The sequence below is a fragment of the Pseudomonas sp. SWRI22 genome (assembly GCF_014268395.2).
Classification (GTDB): Bacteria; Pseudomonadota; Gammaproteobacteria; order Pseudomonadales; family Pseudomonadaceae; genus Aquipseudomonas; species Aquipseudomonas paracarnis.
Genome location: NZ_JABWQK020000001.1, coordinates 1,896,169 through 1,920,421 on the forward strand (window position 1 = coordinate 1,896,169; position 24,253 = coordinate 1,920,421).

The 24,253-nt window shown below is 58.6% G+C and carries 21 protein-coding genes; 6 read left to right on the forward strand and 15 right to left on the reverse strand.

Annotated features, from left to right (window positions below; genetic code table 11):
* Nucleotides 1-96: 96 nt before the first annotated feature.
* The 8 genes from HU730_RS08320 to rplM all read right to left on the reverse strand — a co-directional run bounded on the left by HU730_RS08320 (nucleotide 97) and on the right by rplM (nucleotide 5,894).
* Entirely contained in the window at nucleotides 97-846 is a 750-nt protein-coding gene (locus HU730_RS08320) for a FadR/GntR family transcriptional regulator (RefSeq protein WP_186527579.1), read from the reverse strand.
* 159 nt (nucleotides 847-1,005) lie between these two features.
* Nucleotides 1,006-1,425, reverse strand: a complete 420-nt coding sequence (locus HU730_RS08325; protein ID WP_014716912.1) for a ClpXP protease specificity-enhancing factor — start codon at nucleotides 1,423-1,425, stop codon at nucleotides 1,006-1,008.
* Between the two features lie 17 nt (nucleotides 1,426-1,442).
* Complete coding sequence (locus HU730_RS08330; RefSeq protein WP_003188529.1) at nucleotides 1,443-2,060, reverse strand: glutathione S-transferase N-terminal domain-containing protein; 618 nt, start codon at nucleotides 2,058-2,060, stop codon at nucleotides 1,443-1,445.
* A gap of 148 nt (nucleotides 2,061-2,208) precedes the next feature.
* Nucleotides 2,209-2,988 carry a cytochrome c1 gene (locus tag HU730_RS08335; protein WP_014716911.1) on the reverse strand — a complete coding sequence of 260 codons (780 nt, stop codon included), beginning with the start codon at nucleotides 2,986-2,988 and terminating at the stop codon, nucleotides 2,209-2,211.
* Nucleotides 2,988-4,199 carry a cytochrome bc complex cytochrome b subunit gene (locus HU730_RS08340; RefSeq protein WP_003188526.1) on the reverse strand — a complete coding sequence of 404 codons (1,212 nt, stop codon included), beginning with the start codon at nucleotides 4,197-4,199 and terminating at the stop codon, nucleotides 2,988-2,990. Before HU730_RS08340 ends, HU730_RS08335 begins: the two co-directional genes overlap by 1 nt.
* Nucleotides 4,199-4,792 (reverse strand): ubiquinol-cytochrome c reductase iron-sulfur subunit, encoded by a 594-nt coding sequence (gene petA / locus HU730_RS08345; RefSeq protein ID WP_003188524.1) that lies wholly within the window; start codon nucleotides 4,790-4,792, stop codon nucleotides 4,199-4,201. Before petA ends, HU730_RS08340 begins: the two co-directional genes overlap by 1 nt.
* A gap of 266 nt (nucleotides 4,793-5,058) precedes the next feature.
* Entirely contained in the window at nucleotides 5,059-5,451 is a 393-nt protein-coding gene (gene rpsI, locus HU730_RS08350) for a 30S ribosomal protein S9 (RefSeq protein ID WP_002555064.1), read from the reverse strand.
* 14 nt (nucleotides 5,452-5,465) lie between these two features.
* Nucleotides 5,466-5,894, reverse strand: coding sequence for a 50S ribosomal protein L13 (gene rplM, locus HU730_RS08355; protein WP_003188508.1), 429 nt, complete (start codon nucleotides 5,892-5,894; stop codon nucleotides 5,466-5,468).
* Between the two features lie 250 nt (nucleotides 5,895-6,144).
* Here rplM and HU730_RS08360 point away from each other — a divergent pair, with 250 nt between their 5' ends.
* Nucleotides 6,145-7,185, forward strand: a complete 1,041-nt coding sequence (locus tag HU730_RS08360; protein WP_072447065.1) for an NADP(H)-dependent aldo-keto reductase — start codon at nucleotides 6,145-6,147, stop codon at nucleotides 7,183-7,185.
* Nucleotides 7,186-7,329: 144 nt separating this feature from the next.
* Here the strand turns inward: HU730_RS08360 and HU730_RS08365 are convergent, their stop codons facing one another.
* Nucleotides 7,330-8,466, reverse strand: a complete 1,137-nt coding sequence (locus HU730_RS08365; protein WP_057976851.1) for an acyl-CoA dehydrogenase family protein — start codon at nucleotides 8,464-8,466, stop codon at nucleotides 7,330-7,332.
* A gap of 220 nt (nucleotides 8,467-8,686) precedes the next feature.
* On the opposite strand from HU730_RS08365, the gene HU730_RS08370 reads away from it, so the two are divergent.
* On the forward strand, nucleotides 8,687-9,607 hold the full coding sequence (locus HU730_RS08370) for a GlxA family transcriptional regulator (protein WP_169918830.1): 921 nt from the start codon (nucleotides 8,687-8,689) through the stop codon (nucleotides 9,605-9,607).
* 138 nt (nucleotides 9,608-9,745) lie between these two features.
* Here HU730_RS08370 and zapE read toward each other — a convergent pair whose 3' ends face one another.
* The 3 genes from zapE to HU730_RS08385 form a co-directional block, all read right to left on the reverse strand.
* Nucleotides 9,746-10,840, reverse strand: a complete 1,095-nt coding sequence (gene zapE / locus HU730_RS08375) for a cell division protein ZapE (RefSeq protein WP_003188500.1) — start codon at nucleotides 10,838-10,840, stop codon at nucleotides 9,746-9,748.
* A gap of 79 nt (nucleotides 10,841-10,919) precedes the next feature.
* Complete coding sequence (locus HU730_RS08380; RefSeq protein ID WP_057976847.1) at nucleotides 10,920-12,275, reverse strand: tryptophan--tRNA ligase; 1,356 nt, start codon at nucleotides 12,273-12,275, stop codon at nucleotides 10,920-10,922.
* A gap of 16 nt (nucleotides 12,276-12,291) precedes the next feature.
* Nucleotides 12,292-12,921, reverse strand: a complete 630-nt coding sequence (locus HU730_RS08385) for an alpha/beta fold hydrolase (RefSeq protein WP_034126287.1) — start codon at nucleotides 12,919-12,921, stop codon at nucleotides 12,292-12,294.
* Between the two features lie 146 nt (nucleotides 12,922-13,067).
* Between HU730_RS08385 and HU730_RS08390 the strand changes: the two genes are divergently transcribed.
* Nucleotides 13,068-13,505, forward strand: coding sequence for a DUF1043 family protein (locus HU730_RS08390; RefSeq protein ID WP_003171734.1), 438 nt, complete (start codon nucleotides 13,068-13,070; stop codon nucleotides 13,503-13,505).
* A 195-nt stretch (nucleotides 13,506-13,700) separates the two neighbouring features.
* On the opposite strand, the gene HU730_RS08395 is transcribed toward HU730_RS08390, so the two are convergent.
* The 3 genes from HU730_RS08395 to HU730_RS08405 form a co-directional block, all read right to left on the reverse strand.
* Complete coding sequence (locus HU730_RS08395) at nucleotides 13,701-15,425, reverse strand: ABC transporter ATP-binding protein/permease (protein ID WP_034126286.1); 1,725 nt, start codon at nucleotides 15,423-15,425, stop codon at nucleotides 13,701-13,703.
* Between the two features lie 99 nt (nucleotides 15,426-15,524).
* Nucleotides 15,525-16,085, reverse strand: coding sequence for a response regulator transcription factor (locus HU730_RS08400; RefSeq protein ID WP_003171731.1), 561 nt, complete (start codon nucleotides 16,083-16,085; stop codon nucleotides 15,525-15,527).
* Nucleotides 16,078-17,340: an ATP-binding protein gene (locus HU730_RS08405; protein ID WP_003188495.1), complete on the reverse strand. Its 1,263-nt coding sequence runs from the start codon at nucleotides 17,338-17,340 to the stop codon at nucleotides 16,078-16,080. Before HU730_RS08405 ends, HU730_RS08400 begins: the two co-directional genes overlap by 8 nt.
* Nucleotides 17,341-17,674: 334 nt before the next feature.
* On the opposite strand from HU730_RS08405, the gene HU730_RS08410 reads away from it, so the two are divergent.
* From HU730_RS08410 to HU730_RS08420, 3 genes are all read left to right on the forward strand, one after another.
* Nucleotides 17,675-20,002 carry a DUF6543 domain-containing protein gene (locus HU730_RS08410; RefSeq protein ID WP_186527580.1) on the forward strand — a complete coding sequence of 776 codons (2,328 nt, stop codon included), beginning with the start codon at nucleotides 17,675-17,677 and terminating at the stop codon, nucleotides 20,000-20,002.
* Nucleotides 20,003-20,127: 125 nt separating this feature from the next.
* Nucleotides 20,128-20,841, forward strand: a complete 714-nt coding sequence (locus HU730_RS08415) for an SIMPL domain-containing protein (protein ID WP_034126285.1) — start codon at nucleotides 20,128-20,130, stop codon at nucleotides 20,839-20,841.
* Nucleotides 20,842-21,025: 184 nt separating this feature from the next.
* Complete coding sequence (locus HU730_RS08420; RefSeq protein WP_186527581.1) at nucleotides 21,026-24,226, forward strand: DUF6543 domain-containing protein; 3,201 nt, start codon at nucleotides 21,026-21,028, stop codon at nucleotides 24,224-24,226.
* Nucleotides 24,227-24,253 lie beyond the last annotated feature (27 nt).

Genomic DNA, 24,253 nt, shown 5'->3' on the forward strand with positions numbered 1-24,253 from the left:
TGACGCTCCGCGTCACCCTGCGAGGGCTTGAGAAATTCACGCGCATCGGGACGCGGAGCGTCCATAGAGGCGTTACCACGCAGAGCGTGGGAACGATCAGACCCGCTGCGCCTCTGCCTCTTCATGGGCATGGCGCAGTCGTTCGCGACTGTTGGTCAAATGCAAGCGCATCGCCGCACGCGCCGCATCCGAATCCTGGCGGGCTATCGCCTCGTAGATCTCTTCGTGTTCGCGGCTCAAGCGGCTCATGTAGTGCTGTTGATCATCATGGGCCAGGCGCGCCGAATTCAGGCGGGTACGCGGAATGATGCTGGTGCCCAGGTGGGTCATGATGTCGGTGAAGTAGCGGTTGCCGGTAGACAGTGCAATTTCCAGGTGGAAGGCAAAGTCCGACGCCACCGCATCGCCGGCGTGGGCCGCACTTTCATTCAAGGCATCAAGGGCCGCACGCATGGCCGCCAGTTGCTCCTCACTGCGACGCAGCGCCGCGAGGCCCGCAGACTCCACTTCCAGGCTGATACGCAGCTCCAGAATCGCCAGCACATCGCGCAAGGTCACCACAGTGGCCGGGTCTATGCGAAAACCGCTGGGGCTTGGCGTGTCCAGCACGAAGGTGCCGATACCGTGGCGAGTCTCGACCTGCCCCGCCGCCTGCAGGCGCGAGATGGCTTCACGCACCACCGTCCGGCTGACGCCATGGGCGTCCATGATCGCCGACTCGGTCGGCAGCTTGTCGCCGCGTTTGAGCTGGCCATCGCGGATCTGCTCGGACAACACCGTGACCAATTCCTGGGCAAGGCTGCGGCGCTTGCGGGGAAGACGTGGGGCGGCGCTGGCGTTTTCCATGATGAACCATCTTTCTCGACGAACTAAAGACCGCATCATAGCCCATGGTGGTTGTACGATCACCGTTCTGGCGCGACTTTCATCCATATCCTTCACGCAAAAAAAATGCCCCGACCGACGTCGGGGCATTTTTCAGACGGGTGTGTAAGCGAAATCCGCCTACTTCACCACTTTCAGGCTTGGCCGACCGCTAGGGCGCGGCGGCTCGGTATCCGGTGGCGGTACATCATCACCGTCTTCGCCTTCGATCGTTTCGTCATCCTCCAAAGGCGACTCCAGATCGAACACCATGCCCTGGCCATTTTCCCGGGCGTAGATCCCGAGGATGGCACCGATGGGCACGAACAGCGTATGGGGCACACCGCCGAAACGCCCTTCGAAGCTCACCGCTTCGTTGTCCATGTGCAGGTGGCGCACGGCACTGGGCGATACGTTCAGCACAATCTGTCCGTCACTGGCAAAACCCTGGGGTACCTGAACCGCAGGAAATTCGGAATTGACCAGCATGTGCGGGGTGCAATCGTTGTCCACAATCCACTCATAGAGCGCGCGGACCAGGTAAGGTCGACTGGAGTTCATCAACGGCTCCTTAAGCCTTAGCGCATATCACGTTCGGCACCAGACAGACTTGCCTGGAAAGCCTCACGCGCAAACTGGCGCTCCATGTAATCAAGCAACGGCTTGGCCGGCCGTGGCAGTTCAATGCCCAGAATCGGCAAGCGCCAGAGTATGGGTAATAGGCAGCAATCCACCAAGCTTTGTTCCTCACTGAGGAAAAAAGGTTTATCGGCGAACAACGGCGAAACGCCGGTGAGGCTCTCGCGCAATTCCTTGCGCGCCTGCACACGAGCGGCTTCTTTGGAACGCGAATCCAGGATCACATCCACCAACCCGCACCAGTCACGCTGGATCCGATGGATCAGCAGGCGGCTGTTGGCACGCGCCACCGGGTACACCGGCAGCAAAGGCGGATGAGGGTAACGCTCATCCAAGTATTCCATCACCACGGTCGACTCCCACAACGCCAGGTCACGATCGACCAGGGTGGGCAAGCTGCCGTAAGGGTTCACTTCGATCAGCTTCGGCGGCTGACGGCCCGCCTCCACACTGATGATCTCGGCGCTGACACCCTTCTCTGCGAGCACGATGCGTACTCGGTGGGAATAGTGGTCGGCGGGGTCGGAGTAACAGGCCAACCGGTTGGTCACGCCCATGGCGGTCCTCCTCGCTTGTTGAAATTATCGAAAGCTCAAAAACGAGCGCGCCCAGAAAGCATCCCTGTAACGTCCGGTTCAAACCGACGCTACGTGTTCAGAGATGCCGCTGGGCGCGCAAGATTAACAGCAATTGCTTACGGTTGGATCAATGCACATCCTTCCAGTATTCACGCTTGAGCAAATAAGCGAATACAAAGAAGAAAGCCAGGTACAGCAAGACGTAGGTACCGATGCGCTGATGCTGCAGTTTGACCGGGTTGGCCGAGTAGGCCAGGAAGGTCACCAGGTTCTTGACCTTCTCGTCGAACTGCTCTTCGTTCAGCGTACCGGTCTTGGGCACGATGGTCAGTTGATCGCACGCTTCATGGGTGAGCGGCGTGCCGGTCAACGGATCATATTGCTTCTTGCCGTCTTCAACGACCTGAACCTGTTTGCATCCTACCACCTGGCGCCCCTGCAGGCCGACCAGAACGTTCGGCATGCCGACGTTCGGGAAGACTTTGTTGTTCACTCCATAGGGGCGTGCAGGGTCTTCGTAGAAGGATTTGAGGTAACCGTAGAGCCAGTCGGTACCGCGTACACGAGCCACCAGGGTGAGGTCGGGCGGCGCGGCGCCGAACCAGGTCTTGGCGTCGGCCGGCTGCATGCCGATGTTCATGTGGTCGCCGATCTTGGCGCCTGTGAACACCGCATGGCTGAGCATCACCTCATGGGGAATTCCCAGGTCATCGGCAACGCGCTCGTACCGTTGGAACTTGGCGCTGTGGCACCCCATGCAGTAGTTGGTGAATGTACGCAGCCCATCCTGCATGGCGGCTTTGTCAGACACATCGATATCGACTTTTTCCAGCTGCGCACCATGTTCGGCAGCGAAGGACAGTAGCGGCAGCGCCGCAAGCACGAATGCAACGAGTAATTTTTTCATCAGCCAGTCACCCTTTCCGGAACCGGTTTGGTCTTCTCGAGCCGGGTATAGAACGGCATCAGAATAAAGTAGGCGAAGTACAGGAAGGTGCAGACCTGCGACAGCAACGTCCGTTCAGGGGTGGGCGCCAATACACCCAACACACCCAGGATCACGAACGAAATGCAGAACACCCACAGCCAGATCTTGCTCAGCCAGCCTTTGTAGCGCATTGACTTGACCGGGCTACGGTCGAGCCACGGCAGCACGAACAACACCGCGATGGCCGCGCCCATGGCGATCACGCCCATGAGTTTGTCGGGGATCGCACGCAAGATCGCGTAGAACGGCGTGAAGTACCAGACCGGGGCAATGTGCTCAGGTGTCTTGAAGGCGTTGGCCTGTTCGAAGTTAGGCTTCTCCAGGAAATAACCACCCATCTCCGGGAAAAAGAACACGATCGAGCAGAACACAAACAGGAACACGACCACGCCGACAATGTCTTTCACGGTGTAGTACGGGTGGAACGGAATGCCATCCAGCGGGATGCCGTTTTCGTCCTTGTGCTTCTTGATATCCACGCCATCCGGGTTGTTGGAACCCACTTCGTGCAGCGCCAGGATATGCAATACCACCAGGCCCAGGATCACGATCGGCAAGGCCACCACGTGCAAGGCGAAGAAGCGGTTCAGGGTGATGCCGGAGATCAGGTAGTCACCACGAATCCACTGGGTCAGGTCGTTGCCGATCACCGGGATTGCGCCGAACAGCGAGATGATCACCTGGGCGCCCCAGTAAGACATCTGGCCCCAAGGTAGCAGGTAGCCCATGAAGGCTTCGGCCATCAGCGCCAGATAGATCAACATGCCGAAGACCCACACCAGCTCACGGGGCTTCTGGTACGAGCCGTAGAGCAGGCCGCGGAACATGTGCAGGTAGACGACGATAAAGAACGCCGACGCGCCGGTGGAGTGCAGCAGGCGCAGGATCGAGCCGTACTCGACATCACGCATGATGTATTCGACAGAGGCAAACGCCTCTTCCGCCGACGGCGTGTAGCTCATCGTCAACCACACGCCGGTGACGATCTGGTTGACCAGCACCAACAGGGCCAGGGAGCCGAAGAAGTAGAAGAAGTTGAAGTTTTTCGGCGCGTAATATTTGCTGAGATGGTCTTCCCACATTTTAGTGGCGGGGAAGCGCGCATCCACCCAATCCATGAACTTGCTCATCACGCGTTCTCCTTGTCGAGGCCAATGACAATGATGTCGTCAGATTCGTAATTGTGAGGAGGAACCGGCAGGTTCAGGGGGGCGGGCTGGGATTTGTAGACGCGGCCCGCAAGGTCATAGTGGGAACCGTGGCACGGGCAGAAATAACCGCCGACCCAGTCTTTGCCCAAATCGACAGGCGCCACTTCCGGGCGGAAGGTAGGTGAGCAACCCAGATGGGTACAAAGACCAACCAGCAGCAGAATCTCTGGCTTGATCGAACGTGCTTCGTTCTTGGCGTAGGCGGGCTGGTCGGACTTTTCGGATGTCGGGTCAGACAGCTGGCCTTCGATCTTCTTCAGATTCCCCAGGATTTCCTCGGTACGACGAACAATGAAAACCGGCTGGCCGCGCCACTCAGCAATCATCTGCTGGCCTGGCTCGATCTTGCTGACATTCACCTTCACCGGTGCACCTGCGGCTTTCGCCTTGGCACTGGGAAACCATGACCCCACGAACGGGACCGCAGCCCCCACCGCTCCTGCAGCACCCACCACGGATGTGGCTGCTACCAAGAAGCGACGCCGGCCTGCATTCACGCCGTCATTGCTCATTCAGTCCTCTCCCATCAGCTTTTTGGCCTGTTAAATCAGGCGTCTACTAAGTGTTGAATCTTTACTTATAAAAATTTTGACGGATGGTAATGAAAAGCCCCACGTATGACAAGGGAATTGCCCGGGGCTCCGTCTCCAGGCCTTGTAGTATAGGGGGTCTACGGATGTGGCAAGTTGTCACGGCGAAAAATGTGCATAAATCACAGGCAATAAAAAACGCCCAGCTCCGTGAGGAGGCTGGGCGTTTTTGTGGAACGTAAAGCGAATTAACGCTTCGAGTACTGCGGACGCTTACGCGCTTTACGCAGACCGACTTTCTTACGTTCAACTTCACGAGCATCGCGAGTCACGAAGCCAGCTTTGCGCAGAGCGCCACGCAGGGTTTCGTCGTACTGCATCAGAGCGCGAGTGATACCGTGGCGGATTGCGCCAGCTTGACCACTTACACCGCCACCGATAACGGTGACGTAGATGTCGAACTTTTCAACGGTCTCGGTCAATTCCAGCGGCTGACGAACTACCATGCGGGCAGTTTCGCGACCGAAGAAGTTGTCCAGGGAGCGGTTGTTGATCGAGATGTTACCAGTACCCGGACGCAGGAAAACGCGTGCGGTTGCGGTTTTGCGACGGCCAGTGCCGTAATTTTGAGTCGCCGACATAATGAACTATTCCGTTAAAACTTCAGTTCTTGGGGCTGCTGAGCAGCATGAGGGTGTACAGCGCCCGCATAGACTTTCAGCTTGCGAAACATATCGCGACCCAGTGGGCCCTTAGGCAGCATGCCTTTGACCGCGATTTCGATCGGGGCTTCAGGCTTCTTGGCAATCAGGCCTTCGAAGTTGGAAGACTTGATACCGCCTGGGAAACCGGAGTGACGGTAGTACATTTTGTCGCTTGCTTTGTTGCCGGTTACACGAACCTGCTCAGCATTGATGATGACGATGTAGTCGCCGGTATCAACGTGCGGGGTGTATTCAGGCTTGTGCTTGCCACGCAGACGGCTGGCGACTTCAGTGGCCAGACGACCCAGGGTCTGACCAGCGGCGTCGACGACAAACCAGTCGCGCTGAACTGTTTCCGGTTTTGCAGTAAAAGTTGTCATTCTTTAATAGCCTCAGGGGCCGCCTGTAAATTTAGACGGCGGATCTTACTGAATAGTGCGTACTTTGACAAGGTCAAAGGCAGCCGGATACAGACGCTATCGGGGGCTCGGGTCGGCGCGTCCGTTCAACGGCAAGATTCTTCGGCAGGCGGCGCATCACTTCCACTGCAGAAAGAGGTGGGCAATTATGCAGATTGCGAAAAAAAATTCAACCTGCTTTTATGATTGTTTTCCCCCGAAGGAGTACTCGATGGATTATCGACAGCTGGGCCGCACCGATCTGAATGTCAGCGCGATCGCGTTGGGCACCATGACCTGGGGCGAGCAGAACAGCGAGGCAGAGGCCTTCGCGCAGATCGAACGGGCCAAGGCCGCGGGGATCAACTTCCTCGACACTGCAGAAATGTACCCGGTGCCGCCCAAGGCCGACACCTACGCCACCACCGAGCGCTACATCGGCAACTACTTCAAAAGCCGTGGTGACCGCGCCGACTGGATCCTTGCCAGCAAAATCGCCGGCCCCGGCAACACCATCGACTACATCCGCGATGGCCACCTGCGCCACAACCGCAAGCACATCGGCGCAGCCCTCGACGCCAGCCTCAAGCGCCTGCAGACCGACTGGATCGACCTCTACCAACTGCATTGGCCGGAGCGCAGCACCAACTTCTTCGGCCAGTTGAGCTACAAGCACAAGGACGAAGACGACCTCACGCCACTGGAGGAAACGCTCGAAGCCCTGGATGAACAGGTGAAGGCCGGCAAGATCCGCCACATTGGCCTGTCCAACGAAACGCCGTGGGGCACCATGAAGTTCCTCGCCCTGGCCGAAGCCCGCGGCTGGCCACGTGCAGTGTCGATCCAGAACCCCTACAACCTGCTCAACCGCAGCTTTGAAGTGGGCTTGGCAGAGGTTGCCATTCGTGAGCAGTGCGGCTTGCTGGCCTATTCGCCTTTGGCGTTCGGCATGCTCAGTGGCAAGTATGAAGACGGCGCACGTCCGGCCAAGGCGCGCCTGACCGAGTACAGCCGTTTCAGCCGCTACTTCAACCCGCAATCGGAAGCGGCGTGCAGCCGATATGTGGCGTTGGCGCGCAAGCATGGCCTGGACCCGGCGCAGATGGCGCTGGCGTTTGTGACACAGCAGCCGTTTGTGACCAGCAATATCATTGGGGCCACATCACTGGAACAACTGGACAGCAACATCGCCAGTGCCGAACTGAAATTGTCGAAAGAGGTGCTGGAAGGGATTGAGGCGATTCAGAAGGATCATCCGAATCCAGCACCTTGATTGATCCGCACTGATCGTTCCCACGCTCTGCGTGGGAATGCCGCCTTGGACGCTCTGCGTCCGCTTTCAGAGTCGTGACGCGGAGCGTCATATGAGGCGTTCCCACGCGGAGCGTGGGAACGGTCAATCAAGAGCACCTAACAATCAAAGTGCCCGCGCAATGATCTCCTTCATGATCTCATTGGTCCCCGCATAAATGCGCTGCACCCGCGCATCCGCCCAGGCCCGGGCAATCGGGTATTCCCACATGAAGCCGTAGCCGCCATGCAACTGCACGCACTCATCGAGCACCTTGCACTGCAGGTCGGTGGCCCAGTACTTGGCCATCGCCGCCGTGGGCACGTCCAGCTTGCCTTCCAGATGCAAGGCCATGCACTGATCGACAAACACGCGGCCAATCTGAATCTCGGTGGCCATCTCCGCCAGCTTGAACCGGGTGTTCTGGAAATCGGCAATCGCCTTGCCGAACGCCTTGCGCTCTCGCGTGTACTCGAGGGTCCATTGCAACGCCGCTTCGGCTGAAGACAGCGCGCCAATCGCCACGGTCAGGCGTTCTTGTGGCAGCTCCTGCATCAGGTAGGCAAAGCCCATGCCCGCCTGGCCCAGCAGGTTTTCCTTGGGCACGCGCACATCCTGGAAGAACAGTTCCGAGGTGTCCTGCGCCTTCATGCCGACTTTCTCCAGGCGCTTGCCCTTGTCGAAGCCCGGCGTGTCGGCTTCCACCAGGAACAGACTGGTGCCCTTGGCGCCAGCCTTGGGGTCGGTCTTGGCGACGACAATCACCAGATCGGCCAGGTAGCCGTTGGTGATAAAGGTCTTGGAGCCGTTGATCACGTACTCATCACCCTCCAAAACCGCTGTGGTCTTGACGCCCTGCAGGTCGGAACCAGCGCCCGGCTCGGTCATGGCAATGGCCGTGACCATCTCCCCGGAGATCAACTTGGGCAGGTACTTGTGCTTCAGTGCTTCACTGCCGTAATGCAGGATGTAAGGCGCGACGATATCCGAGTGCAGGGAAAAGCCGATGCCGGTCAAACCCAGGCGGCTGACTTCTTCGATCACCACCGCGCTGTAGAGAAAATCCGCGCCCAGCCCGCCATATTCCTCTGGCAGGTGGGAACACAACATGCCCGCCTCCCCCGCCTGGTTCCACAGGTTACGTTCGATATAGCCCTGCTTTTCCCATTGCCCATGGAAGGGCACGGCGTGCTTTTCGAGAAAGGTGCGCACGCTCTCACGGAAGAGTTCGTGCTCCGAGCTGAACAAGGTTCTGGGGATCATGGGTCACCTGCGTGGATTGTCGGACAAGGACGAGCCCATAGAGCCTATGCCCCGAAGGCGTCACGGGACACTGGACACATGCGACAAAAAATAAGACGATCCAGCCGTCTGGTGACCACTTTCCCCTATAAGAATAAATGAAATTATGTCTAACCAAATCTCCACGCCGTTGCGGCGCGTCAGCATTTTGGCCATTGATCGGGTATTCGCTTCAACCCTCATGCAAGCCAAGGATTTCTTCCATCTCGCCAGCCTGCGCCATGGCAAACAGCAAGGCCTGGGCCTGACCCCAGGGTTCGAAACGCGCCTGGTCAGCCCCGACGGCCAGTCCGTGCGCAGCTTCAGCGATGTGATCATGCCGGTGGACGGCGGCCTCGAAGACGCCGACATCATTGTGCTGCCAGCTTTCTGGGACGACTTCGATGCCCTGTGCTCGCGCTACCCGCAAGTGCTGCCGTGGCTGCGCGAACAGCACGCCCGCGGCGCCGTACTCTGCGGCGAGGCCACCGGGGTGTTCTGGCTGGCCGAAGCCGGGCTGCTCGATGGCAAGGAGGCGACCACCTACTGGCGCTTCTTCAATGCCTTCAGCGAGCGTTTCCCCAAGGTGCAGCTCAATCAGGACAAGCACCTCACGGATGCCGATAACCTGTATTGCGCCGGTGGCACCACGTCGGCCTGCGACCTTTATATCTACCTGATCGAACGCTTCTGCGGCGCCAACATCGCCCAGGCGGTGGCCCGCGACATTCTCTATGAGGTGCAGCGCAACTATTCACCGGGGCGGATCGGGTTTGGCGGGCAGAAGCTGCATCAGGACGTGATCATCCTGCAGATCCAGCATTGGCTTGAAGAGCACTTTGCCGACAAATTCCGCTTTGAAGACGTCGCCCGGGAACACGGCATGAGCATCCGCAACTTCATGCGCCGCTTCCAGACCGCGACCGGTGACAAGCCGCTGCATTACCTGCAACGCCTGCGCATCGAGACCGCCAAGGGCCTGCTCTCGGGCAGCCGCAAGAGCATCAAGACCATCAGCTACGAGGTGGGTTACGACGATGCGAGTTTCTTTGCGCGGTTGTTCAGGCAGCACACGGAGTTGTCGCCCAACCAGTATCGCCAGCAATTTCAGCAGGCCGCCTGACTCCAGGCCAACACAAACCATTGTGGGAGCTGGCTTGCCTGCGATGACGGTGTATCAGCCAGCCTATAGTTGACTGATACACCCCCATCGCGGGCAAGCCCGGCTCCCACATTAGATCTCCATTGAGCCGGAGATTGATTAAGGCTTGTGGCCGCGCGACAGGAACTCGTGGGACTGCATTTCCAGCAGGCGACTCAAGGTGCGCTGGAATTCGAAGTTCAAGCGACCACCGGTATAGAGATCCTTGAGTTCGACTTCCGCCGAGATGATCAGCTTGACGTTACGGTCGTAGAACTCATCGACCATGTTGATGAACCGTCGGGCGATATCGTCGGTGGTCACGCCCATCTGTTCCACACCACTCAAGATCACGGCGTGGAAGATCTTGCCCAGCTCGATGTAATCGTTCTGGCTGCGTGGCCCATCGCACAGTTGGCGGAACTCGAACCAGGCCACGTCATCGCAGGTGCGCAGCGCGATGATTTCGCGGTTCTCGATCATCAGCTTGTCGTTTTCCACCGCCTGGGTGCATTCCGGCGTCAGCGCACGGAAGCTTTTCTTCAGGCTTTCGTGCGCCGCTTCGTTGAGCGGGAAGTGGAACAGCTCGGCTTGCTCCAGGTGACGCAAGCGGTAGTCGACGCCGCTGTCGACGTTGACGATATCGGTGTTCTGCTTGATCAGCGCAATGGCCGGCAGGAAGCGCGCACGTTGCAAGCCATCCTTGTACAGGCCATCGGGCACGATGTTCGACGTGGCCACCAGGGTCACACCGTTCTTGAACAGTTCTTCCATCAGCGTGCCAAGGATCATGGCGTCGGTGATGTCGGAGACGAAGAATTCATCGAAGCAGATCACCCGGGCCTCTTGGGAGAAACGCTTGGCGATGATGGTCAGCGGGTTTTTCTCGCCCGGCAGGGTCTTCATCTCTTCGTGCACGCGCTTCATGAAGCGGTGGAAGTGCGTACGCACCTTTTCCTTGAACGGCAGCGCTTCAAAGAAGGTGTCTACCAGGTAAGTCTTGCCACGGCCCACGCCGCCCCAGAAATACAGGCCCTTGACAGGCGTGTGGTCTTTCTTGCCAAACAGCTTGCTGAACATCCCTGGCTTGCTTTGCGACGCGGCCACGAGGTCCTCGTACAGGCGCTGCAAATGACGCACGGCATTTTCCTGGGCCGCGTCGTGGAAGAACTCGGGGCGTTTCAGATCAGCTTGATATCGTTCTAGGGGCGTCATAATTTCGTTAGCAAGGCAACAAAAACGGGCCGACACTGTAACGACGGCCCTGGATAATGGCAATCAACCCTTGGTCGGGTTAATCCTCGATTGGGGCTAACGCAGCGCGCAAGGCTTCGATGGCCGCGTCACGCGATGCTTCATTGGCGTACTCGGCACTGTCAGCTACTGCGGCGCCGTCCAGCCATACGCTGAAGCCCAAAGCCTCGGCGCGTACGTCCAGCGCATCGCCACTTTGCAGTTGCTTGGTCACCGCGCCGGCTGCTTTGCCATCGGTAAAGTTGCGCGACAACAGCAATTGCTCGCCGTCGGCGGCCAACAGGCGGAAGCGGAAGCTGCCATCGTCTTCACGGAAGCTCACAAACCGTGCAGCCTTCGCTGCTTTTTTCTTGGTGGCGACCGGCGCCGCCGCCTGGTTGACGAACGAACGCAGGCCCACCGCTTCACGCAGCTCGGCCAGGAACGGTGCCGCCACAGCGCGGGCCTTCTTGGCGCCGACCTGCAGCAGGTCTTCCATGTCCGATGGGCGCGCCATCAGTTGATGGTAACGCTCGCGCGCTTCGCCGAGCTGGCCGTCGAGCAGTTGGAACAGACGGTTCTTCGCCTCGCCCCAGCTCAGGCCTTCTAGCAGCTCACCACGGAATTGGGCTTCCTGGGCCTTGGTCGCGAACGCCTGGTACAGGGTGAACAGGTGCGAATTGTCCGGATCCTTGGCTTCGCCTGGCGCGCGCGAGTCGGTGACGATCCGCGAGATCGCGTCCTTCATGTCCTTGGCGCTGGTGAACAACGGGATGGTGTTGTCGTAGCTCTTGGACATCTTGCGACCATCCAGGCCCGGCAAGGTGGCGACGCTTTCTTCGATCAGCGCCTCGGGCATGGTGAAGAATTCTTTACCGTTGCCGAACAGGTGGTTGAAGCGCTGGCCGATGTCGCGGGCCATTTCCACGTGCTGGATCTGGTCGCGGCCCACCGGCACCTTGTGCGCGTTGAACATCAGGATGTCCGCTGCCATCAGCACCGGGTAGCTGTACAGGCCCATGCTGATGCCCGCATCCGGGTCTTCACCGTTTTCCACGTTCTTGTCCACCGAGGCCTTGTAGGCATGGGCGCGGTTGAGCAGGCCCTTGGCGGCAACGCAGGTCAGCAGCCAGGTCAGCTCGGGGATTTCCGGGATGTCCGACTGGCGGTAGAAAGTCACCCGGTTCACATCCAGGCCACCGGCCAGCCAGGTCGCGGCGATTTCCATACGCGAGCGCTGGATGCGCTGCGGGTCATCGCATTTGATCAGGGCATGGTAGTCGGCCAGGAAGTAGAAGGAATCGGCATTCGCGTCTTCGCTGGCGAGGATCGCCGGGCGAATCGCACCGGCGTAGTTGCCCAGGTGCGGCGTGCCGGTGGTGGTGATGCCGGTGAGGATACGGGTACGGGTCGTCATGGGTGATCGCTTGTCATCAATTCGAAAGGCGTGGCAGCACCAGATCCTTGAGATCGGTCAGCTTGCCGTGAAAAAAGTGTCCGCATTCTGCCACTTTCAGCAACTCATGGGGGCGTTTGAGGGCGGCGGACCAGTCGTAGACCAGCTGCGGGTCAACCACTTCGTCGCTTTCCGGTTGGATCAGGGTCAACGGGCAGCCCAGCGGTAACGCGTCGGTATCGCGCAGGCGCATCACCGCAGCCGCAATCATGAACAGGTGCGCGAGCTTTTCACCTTTGGCTTCCAGGCGGCCGCCAAGGCTGGCGGCCACATATCCACCGAAAGAAAAACCGAGCAAGGTGATTGGCAGGTCCGGGTGCTTTTCACGCAGCCAGGCGGCGGCCGCTTCAGCATCGTCGACCTCACCGGTGGCCATATCGTGAGTACCGGCACTGGCACCCACGCCACGGTAATTGAAGCGCAAAGTAATCAAACCCGCATCGCGGGCAGTGCGTTGCAGGGTCGAGACGACCTTATTGAGCATGGTCCCCCCCTGCACCGGGTTAGGGTGGCAAACCAGCGCCAGGCCACGTGGTTCGGGGTGATCCAGGTACAAGGCTTCCAATTGGCCTACCGGGCCATCGATCAAAACGGGGGTTTCACGCATGAGCAAGGATGAACTCCGTGACCTCTCAAGGGGTCGACTCGTCTAGCTAAAAGTCTGTGCATGGCATCATTGCGAGCTTAATCGCGGTATACAGCGCAGGTTTGAGCCGTTAACGTAAAGCAAAGCCGTTTATAGAGGAAGGACTCGTGGAACACTCGCTCTTAGTTTGGTTGTTGCCGACTCTTGCCCTGGTTGCCGGTGTCGCCATTGGTTTCCTGGTTGCCCGCCTGCTGCCGAATGCCGCGCCTAACCGCACGCAGCGTCAGCTGGATGACATTCAGGAACGTTTTGACAGTTATCAGAACGAGGTTGTTACCCACTTCAACAGCACCGCGACCCTGGTCAAGAAGCTCACCCAGAGCTACCAGGAAGTACAGGATCACCTCGCCGATGGCGCTAACCGCCTGGCCCTCGACGACATCACCCGCCAGCGCCTGCTGGCCGCGCTGCATTCCGATGCACCGCAAACCCCACGGGAACGCCTGACCCCGCCTCGGGAAAACCAGGAGCCACCACGGGACTACGCGCCAAAGACGCCGAACGCTCCAGGCATGTTGGATGAGCATTACGGCTTGAAGAAGTAAGTCATCTTCTAGCAACAAAAAGCCCGGCTGATCGATGATCAGCCGGGCTTTTTGTTGGGTGCCTGAACCATCAGACAACACCATGCCCCTGTGGGAGCTGGCTTGCCTGCGATAGCGGTGTGCCCGTTGACACACCTGCCTCAGGCACTCCGCCATCGCGGGCAAGCCCGGCTCCCACATTGAGCGAGCAGGCACTCAAGTGAGTTGTTGTTCCTGCAACCGCCCACCGTCGATGCGCACATGCCGCCCATGGAAACGCTTGAGGCTGCTGCGGTGGCCGACGCTGACGATGCTCAGCCCCGGTAACTCATCGATCAACGCCTGGTACAAGGTTGCCTCGTCTTCTTCATCCATGGCCGAGGTTGCCTCATCCATGTACAGCCATCGCGGTGCAAACAACAGCGCACGGGCAAAGGCCAGGCGCTGTTGCTCGCCGGGCGAGAGCATGCGTTGCCAGTGGTTGGCTTCATCCAGGCGGCTGACCAAATGGGGCAGGCGACAGGTTTCCAGCACCTGTGCATAACGTTCTGGTGAATAGACGCTGTCGTCCTGTGGATAACTCAACACGGCCTTGAGTGTACCAATCGGCAGGTAAGGCTTTTGCGGCAGGAACAGGTAGCGCGTCGCCGGCAAGCGAATGCTGCCATGACCGGCGGGCCACAGATGCCCCATCGCCCGCAGCAAAGTGCTCTTGCCGCTGCCGGAACGCCCGCTGAGCATGACGCGCTGACCAGGCTCCACGGTCATGTCGGCGTCGGTGAGCAAATGGCGGCCGTCGGCCAGGTCCATGCCCAGGTCCTTGATCACCAGGCGCTCGCCTTCAGGGCGCACGTCGATCGCCGGCGTGCGTTGCTCGTTGTCGCTCATGGCCTGCTGGAAACTCAGCAGACGGTCGCTGGTGGCGCGCCATGTCGCCAGTTCCGAATAGGCGTTGATAAACCAACTGAAGTTCTCTTGCACGTTGCCGAACGCCGAGTTGATTTGCATCAGCTCCCCCAGCTCGATCTTGCCAGTGAAGTAGCGCGGCGCGGCGACGATAAAGGGGAAGATGATCGCGATCTGGCTGTAGCCAGCGGTGAAAAAGGTCAGGCGCTTGGACACTTTCATGATGTCCCAGAAGTTCTGCCAGACTTTGCCGAAGCGCGAACTCAGGCGTTGCCTTTCATTCGGCTCGCCGTTGTACAGGGCAATACTTTCGGCATTCTCACGCACCCGCACCATGGAAAAACGCAGGTCCGCTTCGAAGCGTTGCTGTTGGTTGCTCAGGCCGATCAAGCGCCGGCCGATCAAGTGCGTCAGCCAACTGCCCACAGCGGCGTACAGCAGTGCACACCAGAACATGTAACCGGGGATCGTGACGCCGAACACTTCGATGCTACCCGAGACGCCCCACAGGATGATCGAGAATGACACCAGGCTGACCACGTTACGCAGCAACCCAAGGCCCAGGCTCAAGGTACCGGAGGTGAAGTTGTTAAGGTCTTCGGAAATCCGCTGGTCCGGGTTATCGGTGTAGCCGCCCTGCTCCAGCTGGTAATAATTCTTGTGGGCCAGCCAACGGCTGAAGTGTTTTTCGGTGAGCCAGGCGCGCCAGCGGATTGTCAGCATCTGGGTCAGGTAAAGGCGGTACACCGCGCCGAGTATCGCCACCGCCGCGATCCCGCCGAAATAGCCGATCAGTTGCCAGAAGGCCGCGGTGTCTTTCTTCTCCAGGGCGTTGTAGAAGTCTTTGTACCAGTGGTTGATCCACACGGAGATCGCCACGCTGAACAGCGACAGGCCAATCACTGCGGCCAGCAGCAGCCAGGCCCTGCCCTTCTCTTCACTGCGCCAATAGGGTGTGATCATCGCCCAGGTTCGGCGGAAGAATTGCCCACGCACCGCGTCGTTGACCGCGCGATATTCAGCATTCTGATTCATCGTTCAGGCTCGGTAGGAAAAAGTCACAGGCGTTTGAACCGATCATAGGTGATCGGTTCGTGCGTCCGTGCAGCCTGAAGCGAGTTGTTCAGTCGCCGTTCAGCGTCGTACCGGGCGCTTCTGCAACTTGCGTTGCAGCGTGCGGCGGTGCATGCCCAGGGCGCGGGCGGTGGCGGAGATGTTGCCTTCGTGTTCGGTCAACACGCGCTGGATGTGTTCCCACTGCAGGCGGTCCACCGACATCGGATTTTCCGGCACCAGGGTGTCGAGGTCGGCATGCTCAGACAGCAAGGCGGCCAGCACGTCGTCGGCATCCGCGGGTTTGCACAGGTAATTGCAGGCGCCGCGCTTGATCGCCTCGACGGCGGTGGCGATGCTGGAGTAACCGGTGAGGATCACCACGCGCATTTCCGGGTCGAGTTCCAGCAGCTTTGGCAGCAGCACCAGGCCCGAGTCGCCGTCCATTTTAAGGTCGAGGGCGGCGTAGTCCGGCAGGTCGGCCTGGGCGATGGTCAGTCCCTCTTCGGCAGAACCTGCGGTGCTGACGCGAAAACCGCGCCGGCTCATAGCGCGCGCCATCACGCGGGTAAAGGTCGCGTCGTCATCTACCAGCAACAGGTGCGGCAGTTCTTCGCCTTCGACTTGGATCTCGTCACTCATCGATATCTCCTCGTGCGACACGGGGCAGGCGCAGCTCGGTGAGCGTGCCACCTTCCTCATGACTATAGAGCTTCACTGAGCCGCCCGCGCGGGTCACGCTGGCCTTGCTCAAAAACAGGCCCAGGCCGAAGCCTTTGCCCTTGGTGGTAAAGAAGGGTTTGCCGATTTGCTCGGCAATGGCCAGTGGCACGCCCGCGCCGTGGTCACGAATGCTGATGGTGACGTTTTCCGCGTCCCAGTCCAACTGCACCCCGAGGCCTTCAGGGCAGGCGTCGGCTGCATTGTTCAGCAAGTTGAGCAGCGCCTGGGTCAAGTCCGGCGGTGGCGCCATGCGCGGTACGCTGCCTTGGCCCAACAGGTTGAAACGGTAACTGGCTTCGGGGCGCATCAGGTGCCAGCGGTTGAGCGCCTCATCGAGCCACTGGGTGACGTCTTGCATTTCGACCGCCAGACGGCGGTTGGCTTCGGCGGCGCGCACCAGTTGCTGGAGTGTCAACTTGCACTGCTTGACCTGCTCCTGCAGTACGCTCAAATCATCTTGCAGGGCCGGGTCGTGATGGTCCTGGGTCATTTCCTTGAGCAGCACGCTCATGGTCGCCAGCGGCGTGCCCAACTCATGGGCGGCGCCAGCGGCCTGGGTGGCAACGGCCAGCAGTTGCTGGTCACGCAGGCCCTCTTCACGGCGAATGGCGCGCAGTTCTTCCTGGCGGCGCAATTCTTCGGCCATGCGCGCGGCAAAGAAGGTAATGACTGCCGCAGACAGGGCGAAGCTCAACCACATCCCGTAGATCTGCAGGTTTTCCCGGGCGATGGGGAATGTCTGCAAGGGGTAGAACTGCGCCAACAGCAGGGTGTACAGCGTCAGCGCAATGCCCGACAGCACCACCGAATAGCGCCACGGCAGGGTGACGGCAGCGATGGTCAAAGGCACCAGATAGTAGGAGACGAAGGGGTTGGTAGAACCACCGGAGAAGTACAGCAACACGCTGTGGATAAACAGGTCGCAGGCCAGTTGCAGGGCGTATTCCAGCTCGGTCACAGGCCAAGTGGTGCGCAGTCGAATGGCGGTGAACACACACAATACGGTGGAGAACCCCAGGGTCACGGCCAATTGCAGCCAGGGCAGCGGCAACAGGTCGAACCAATAGGCAAGCCCGACGGAACCGGCCTGTGCGGCCAATACCAGGGTGCGAATGAACGTCAGGCGCCAAAGGTTCTGGCGGGTGGCGGAAGTCAGTTTTACGGCGGCGAGCATGAGCTCTCCTGATGAGCGCTGCAGGTATATCGCACCGAGTATAACCAAGACACGAGGACGGCAGGGCTTATGCGGCAAACCGCCACAGCGCGACCTTCTCCTGCCCACATAATTTGGCGCATTACTTACAGGAACCAAGGTGAGCATCGGACCACCCAGAGGCCTACCGCCCACCGATGGGCATCATCATGCCTCGCCACTCAGGAACGCTTTCATGCAGATGAATAACGCACTCCCCACTCAAAGGCCCTACACCGCTGAACCGCCATCAGGTGCCACTCTTAGCCGCCAGCGACGTGCGATAGACCAGAGCCCAAACAACGAGCAATACCTCGTGGAAAGCGTGCGCAGGGATTTATCCAATAACGGTGGTGACGGTTACGAACTCGTCAGCGTGAACCACGATCCCGGCAAGACGGTGGGAGCCCATGACAAAACAATTGTACCCGTGGATGTGGGGATCAATATCGACAGCGCCAGCAATGCCGAGAACCTGGCCTTGGCCTTCAAGTCGGTAACGCAAGATGCCGCGCAGACGGTCAAGCAACTGTTCAAGGACAAGTGGAACCTGGACATCGACCCGGACAGAACGTATCTGACGACGTTCAACTACAACACTACCGGCAAGCCGCCCTACCCAGCCAAGCTGGTCGAACAGATTACGCTGACGGACGCCCTGGTAAAAAACAGCCAGACCACGCCCGAAGGAAGAGGGGCGCTGGTTCCTCATTATGTCGGCGGCCCAGCAGTGAGGCTGGTCGATGACCTGCCCCATATTGCACCAGGCGTATTCGACGTCGCCGACCGATTCAACCCCAATCGCGAGTCGGCCCACATTACCCACACCTACCAAGGCATTTATACCGCCTCCACGCCCGGCACCCCGCAGGTCTATGCGCCTTCAACCCAGCTGTCAGTGTCGCCAAAGGACTTCAAGGAGCAAGTCTGGGCCACCGACTTCCAGCGCCCCTACATCGAGTTCCTTAACGACTTCTGGGACAAGCACGACCGTCAATACCCTATTGTGGCCAAGGCGGCACTCGTCAAAGCTGCACACTCGCAACATCAGGAGGGCAGCCTGACGCAGGAAGACAAACAACTGGTCCTGCGCGCAGCGGGGCTGCCTGGCAACACCCTGGCCTGGGCCGATACGCTGTTCAACGACCTCACACGCCCGACGCGGCCCGATCCTGGACTAGACGTAGGCCTGTTGAGCGTAGGGCAATACAAATCCACCGACCTGATGGTGATCACCGACAAAAACACCCGCCAGGGTGCCGATGGCAAACCGATCAACCGCACACTGCTGGTCATCCCGGGCAACTCTTCGCCAATCCACGCTTTTGACAGCGTAGAGCAAATGAAGCAGTGGTTGGCGAGCCAGGCCGCAGACCCGGAAAAACTCAAGGCACTGGAAGGACACTTCACCTTCAAGGACTTGAACAGCGGCCCGTTCAAAAGCGGCGTGCGTGAAATGCTCAAAGGGATGGCCGTGTGGCCCAAATATGCGCACCACCGTACCTGGCCTCCTGCAACGACCTTGAGCCTCCAGCGCTTCAACGCCACCGGGCGTTCAAACACCGGGCCTGATATCGACGCCACCGCCGATGTCTTTCAACAGATCGGCCAACGCCAATACGATCGGTCGTTCGACGACGCCAAGTCGCAGATCACCTCCGATGCCGACGTCACCAAAGCCAATATCCTGTCGGGCCTCAGCAAGGCAGCCATGATCGCGATGCTCTTTGCCCCGGTGGCCATCGCCGTGCCCGAAGTGGCTTTGGCGTTGGATGGGCTGTACATCGCCTCGGGTATCACCGAAGCAGGCATTGGCGCCGACGATTTGGCCAAAGGCAAACCCGGCGGCGTCGGTCATTTAATTTTTGGAGTGCTCAATGCCGCGCTGCCTGTAGCCACACGCCTGGTGTCCCAGGCCGGTACAGTGGTGGAAGAAGGGGCCTCGGCCAGTTCGCAACGCCCTGTTGGGCAGCCAGTGACTGATGCCCATCTGGGCAAGCCCTCGGTCGACCTTAACGTCGACAATAACTTTGCCTCCTTACTCCCCGAATCGGAACCTGTGGCGCCGGTCTCCGAAACACTGTCGACGGACGGTAAGTTGGTCACCCTCACGGGCACCAAGGATAACCTGGTCAAAGTCGAAGACAACCTGCACATTTTCACCGACATGAATAAAAATGGCCTGGAGCATCGCCTCAACATCATTGGCCACGGCGATGGCACCCATATTTATTACAAAGGCGGCAAACACACCCCGCAGGGGTTGTACAACACGCTCAAGCGCAATGGCATCTTCCCGGAGAGCTATGACAATATTCGCATTCTGAGCTGTTACTCCGGGGCGCAGGGCGAGAACTCCTTCGCCGCTCAATTTCAGCGACTCACCGGACGCCCAGTGAAAGGCTATGTAGGTGAACTGACTGCCAGGTACTCGCCCGAAGAGATCCTGGGAGATAACCAGACAATCTACGAAAGTGGCAAACCCCCTGTAACCTTCGATCATCCCAGTCCCGACGATGGCGTTTCGGGTAAAGAATTCAAGCCGGTGAAGACCAACCCGTATTCGATTTTCGATCACCCGTTCAAATGGTGGAATTTCAGCTACAAGCCTGTGACGTTTACTCCAAAAGGGGCCACCCTGTAACAGGGTCCTCGCGTGGCGTGAGGGTAGCGCACGCCACGCTGAAATTTATTTGTATTGGGTAAACCCGACGAACCCCAAGGCTACGTCTACAGTCTTACCGAACACGAATATCCCCAGGAGCTTCCATGTCTCGTTTCACTCGCAGTGCAGTTGTTCTCACCCTCAGCGCCAGCGCCCTGGCCAGCCTGCCGGCTATGGCCGCCGATGCACTGAATTACAACCAGATCTCCCTGCGCGCCGAAGTCAGCCAGGAAGTGGCCCGCGACAAGATGATCGTCACCCTTTACACCGAATCGCAAAACGCCGACCCGGCCAAGCTCGCGGCCGAAATCACCACCACCCTGAACCAGGCGCTGGGCCAGGCTCGCGAAGTCAAAGGCGTGACCTTGCGCCAGGGCAGCCGCAACAGCTACCCGATCTACGACAGCAAGAACCAGAAGATCACTGGCTGGCGTGAACGTGCAGAACTGCGTATGGAAAGCGCGGACTTCCCGGCACTGTCCAAACTTACCGGCGAGCTGCTCAACACTCTGAAGATGGACAGCATGGACTTCGCCATCGCCGATGCCACGCGCAAGGCCAGCGAAGATGCGCTGCTCAAAGATGCCGTGGCTGCATTCAAGGCGCGTGCGCAACTGGCTACCGATGCACTCGGTGGCAAGGGCTACAAGATCGTCAACCTGAACTTCAACACTAATGGCTACCCGATGCCCTACGCCCGCAATGGCGGCATGATGATGAAAGCCGCCATGGCCGATTCAGCACCGACGCCTGAAGTGGAAGCCGGCACCAGCCAGGTCAACATGAGCGCCGACGGCGTGATCGAAGTTTTACAGTAACTTTTTTAGACAGGACAACGGCGCAACCCCACGGGGCTTGCGCCTTTTTTTTGCGCGTTAGCGCCACGTCATATCCAGCAGTACATCTCGCAGGAATCAAGTGCCCGGCTTCCACGACTCATTACTGCCATAGCTACCAGGGAGGGATGTGCTGGCATTTATTCATACAATGAGAGCCGAATTTATGTCCCTGTCACTCAACTCAACCCACAGGTTATCGCTGCCACTCGTAGTCGCCAAACCGACGTCGGCCATTCAAGCGCAGGCGACACCGCCCGCTGCAAAAACCGCCCACCCCGACGAAACAGCACTGCTCAAGGCCTATCTCGAGGCCGCACAACGTAAGGTGTTACACGGCAATGCCGGGCTTATAACCGTGCCGCCCCAGAGCACTCTGGGCCAGTGGCTTGGGCTGTATCGCATGCATTTGGAAAACGCCGTGGTACAAGGCTGGCTGCAGGAACAACACTTCGCCCCGGACACCTTGCTTTCAATCAACCCGTCTACAGGTACCTTGTCCGCCATGGTCGAGGGCAAAGCTAAAACCTTCCATCTCTCGGATTCATCAGGCTGGGGACAAATTTCAGGACCATTGCAGGACGCCGCAAAAGTTATCGCCCCTGGAAATAACGGTGATTTACGTGTGAGGCTGGGCAAGGACTCCATCAAGGTCAGCGCAAAAGTGGTGGCCAACTTTGAAGGTGTGCCCCTTCCCCAAAAGCTGTCACAGGCTCGAACACAAATAAGGCACCTGGAACACAAAGACACCTTCGATCCTATCCCCGCCGATGACCGCCTGCGCCCTGCCAGCAGCCGCTCGCCACAGGCGCTGCAGGTGCAAAAACACAACGCCGCCAACTACTACAGCACCGCACCACAAGCCTTGGCTTACAAGCGCCTGGCCGTTGACGTCGCCGACAACCTGCCCAATACGCGGGCAGAGGCCAAAAAGTGGGCGGATGACCTGCTGCTCAAACTCACGGGCAAACCTATCGACTCCGACACCGTGTACTTGAACCGTTTCAAAGGTGGCGAAAGCGCAGACACTGCGACCGGCTGGGAACACACCTTTCAAGAACCCTGGTCTTCGCTGCGCTTGCCCGACGCCTTGCTGAAGAACTTCTCCGAGCACGACTGGGTGCCCGGCAACCTGGACCTGGAAGCGGGGCTGTATACCCAGCCTGCTGGGCAAAGCGAAAAAGGCGGCTACGGCAAACACAATCAAATCGACCTCAAGCCGTCCCAAGTGATGCATGAAAGCTGGAAAACCGACTTTCAGACCCAAATGACCCAGAAGATTGACCACTTCTGGAGCACGCATAACGACGAGTATGAGACGACGATCAAAGGTGAATTCATCTTCCAGGCCCGCAAGCAATTGAAAAGCGCCGAGAGCAGACCCCCTCTTGAACGTTCCTTGCAAGCGCCCGAGCACCAGTTCACCCGTGACGACTACCGTTTGGTGATGGGTGCTGTGTCCAACCTTACGCTCGATGAAAACGCCCCGATCACCGTGGAACAACTCAAGGCCAAAGCACCGGCAAACGGCAACGTTCAAGCGCATGCCCTGAGCCTCCACGGGGTTACGTCCAGCGATATAGTGAGATTCAGCGCTGCGGACGGTGGCCGGCAAGTGCTCTATATACCGGGCGCCGAACCCGCATTCTTGCGCTTTGATTCTATTGAGAAGCTGGATCAGTGGCTGCTCGAGCAAGCCAAGGACCCTGCAAAACGCGAAGCACTGGCGGCTCACTTCCCGATGATCTATCGCCAGGACCAGACCAAGAGCTTTGCTGAGCGCGCGGCAAAAGTACTGATGCCCATTCTGTGGTTCACCCATGTGGGCGAAAAGAAGGATGGCCTGGACACCCTCTTGGCGAAAATGGCCAGTGGTGAGTTGAAGGGGTCAGCGATTGACCGCAGCCACGCTGCCATTAAAGACGACGTTTTTTCCACATTGGCGACGGCCGCCAAAGAACGGATGAACAGTGACGCCGATGTAGTCATCAAGTCCGACAGCGAGGTGATTCGCGATACGTGGCTGAACGACATCACCGTAGCCGCCGGCCTGCTGGTCAAACTCGCGCCCATCGCCGCGCCCGTAGCCGCCGCAGCGGTGGCGGCCGGGTTGACCGAGGTGGTGCTAGGGGCAGAAAAAACCTCGTCTGGCGACACCGTGACAGAGCGGGATGAGGGCGCCTCCAAAGCGTTCGATGGCTTACTCAATACAGTGTTTTCCTACGGTGCCAGTGCTGTGCCGGAAGACCCTTTTGCACTGCCCGCAGAAAAAGAACTGCCGCGCCTTCCCAAGCCGACAAGCAATCCTGATACGCCCTCCGTCGCGCCCAAAACCATACCGCAAGTGTTAGCAGTTCCAGAGATTTCATCCTTTCCGGGAATGCGAGACATTGAGTTCAACGGGCGGAAATATTTCGTGGCCGAAAAGCCTGATGCTGGCGACGGGATAAACTACGTGTTACGTGTGCGGGACCCCAAGGATCCATCGAAGCTAGTAAGTAGCGCAATTATTGCAAACCCTGATGAAGCGGGAGTATGGAGCCGACGCGGTACCGTCGGCGGCAAGTGGCCATGGGACCGTACGCCGTTGCCCACGCCAACTAACGACCTGAAAACACCTCCCAAAATTTCAGATGGTTTCGAAGTTCTGGGTAACCCAAAAACAACTGGCGCTGACAAATTTGACGAAATCTTCAAAAGCGATAGTACTGCTCACTATGAGCAATCGATCAATAACGTTGAAGAGCAGGGCGTCATTAAACGAAAGCTTACGGTGACCTCGACGACCGAAGAGAAGAACTTTGAGGTTTTCCCGGACGAAAGAGCACAGCCCAATGAATACAGTTCGACGGACTACTCGCCAATCTTTCTAAAAGACCTGAACCGTGACCGCTACACCGTCCAAATAAAGCAACCTGACGGCAGTTACACCACTGTCGAGTTGGATGCAACGGGAAGCGCGAATGATGAAACATTAAACAAGCGCCTGAAGCAATTTGAGGAAGCGATCCCCGACTCGGCCCTACGCTCGCGAATATCCGAAATCGCTCACCAGGGTAGTGTCGCCCCGACGTCAGTGGAGCTGTATAACCAACTGCAGGGTCATATCGGCTTCAAAGGCAAGGACACACACTACACAATCATTTACGACCCGGCGATGAGTCAAACCCAAGTCAAATTTGAGGCAAAAATGATGCTGCTCGACTTGGATAAAGAGGCTGCGCAAATTCCGAATGTCGAGATCAGTGCCAAGAGAACCTTGCGGATTGAAGAAAGCAACCAACTGGAGGAGAGTGCAAACCCTTACATCATCGATAAAAATGCGCCCTTTACCTTAAGCACAACGGTGACTGCAAACCTGAAATAGGTCGTGACTACCAGAAAAACCACGGCG

What these genes read in the sequence shown, in the direction of transcription:
- HU730_RS08385 (WP_034126287.1), bottom strand. Translation starts at nt 12,921, where the DNA reads ATGCGTGAAACCCCCGTTTTGATCGATGGCCCGGTAGGCCAATTGGAA.
- HU730_RS08320 (WP_186527579.1), bottom strand. Translation starts at nt 846, where the DNA reads ATGGAAAACGCCAGCGCCGCCCCACGTCTTCCCCGCAAGCGCCGCAGC.
- HU730_RS08400 (WP_003171731.1), bottom strand. Translation starts at nt 16,085, where the DNA reads ATGAGTGACGAGATCCAAGTCGAAGGCGAAGAACTGCCGCACCTGTTG.
- HU730_RS08370 (WP_169918830.1), top strand. Translation starts at nt 8,687, where the DNA reads ATGCAAGCCAAGGATTTCTTCCATCTCGCCAGCCTGCGCCATGGCAAA.
- HU730_RS08380 (WP_057976847.1), bottom strand. Translation starts at nt 12,275, where the DNA reads ATGACGACCCGTACCCGTATCCTCACCGGCATCACCACCACCGGCACG.
- HU730_RS08365 (WP_057976851.1), bottom strand. Translation starts at nt 8,466, where the DNA reads ATGATCCCCAGAACCTTGTTCAGCTCGGAGCACGAACTCTTCCGTGAG.
- zapE (WP_003188500.1), bottom strand. Translation starts at nt 10,840, where the DNA reads ATGACGCCCCTAGAACGATATCAAGCTGATCTGAAACGCCCCGAGTTC.
- HU730_RS08360 (WP_072447065.1), top strand. Translation starts at nt 6,145, where the DNA reads ATGGATTATCGACAGCTGGGCCGCACCGATCTGAATGTCAGCGCGATC.
- HU730_RS08415 (WP_034126285.1), top strand. Translation starts at nt 20,128, where the DNA reads ATGTCTCGTTTCACTCGCAGTGCAGTTGTTCTCACCCTCAGCGCCAGC.
- HU730_RS08325 (WP_014716912.1), bottom strand. Translation starts at nt 1,425, where the DNA reads ATGAACTCCAGTCGACCTTACCTGGTCCGCGCGCTCTATGAGTGGATT.
- rpsI (WP_002555064.1), bottom strand. Translation starts at nt 5,451, where the DNA reads ATGTCGGCGACTCAAAATTACGGCACTGGCCGTCGCAAAACCGCAACC.
- HU730_RS08340 (WP_003188526.1), bottom strand. Translation starts at nt 4,199, where the DNA reads ATGAGCAAGTTCATGGATTGGGTGGATGCGCGCTTCCCCGCCACTAAA.
- petA (WP_003188524.1), bottom strand. Translation starts at nt 4,792, where the DNA reads ATGAGCAATGACGGCGTGAATGCAGGCCGGCGTCGCTTCTTGGTAGCA.
- HU730_RS08330 (WP_003188529.1), bottom strand. Translation starts at nt 2,060, where the DNA reads ATGGGCGTGACCAACCGGTTGGCCTGTTACTCCGACCCCGCCGACCAC.
- HU730_RS08405 (WP_003188495.1), bottom strand. Translation starts at nt 17,340, where the DNA reads ATGCTCGCCGCCGTAAAACTGACTTCCGCCACCCGCCAGAACCTTTGG.
- rplM (WP_003188508.1), bottom strand. Translation starts at nt 5,894, where the DNA reads ATGACAACTTTTACTGCAAAACCGGAAACAGTTCAGCGCGACTGGTTT.
- HU730_RS08395 (WP_034126286.1), bottom strand. Translation starts at nt 15,425, where the DNA reads ATGAATCAGAATGCTGAATATCGCGCGGTCAACGACGCGGTGCGTGGG.
- HU730_RS08420 (WP_186527581.1), top strand. Translation starts at nt 21,026, where the DNA reads ATGTCCCTGTCACTCAACTCAACCCACAGGTTATCGCTGCCACTCGTA.
- HU730_RS08335 (WP_014716911.1), bottom strand. Translation starts at nt 2,988, where the DNA reads ATGAAAAAATTACTCGTTGCATTCGTGCTTGCGGCGCTGCCGCTACTG.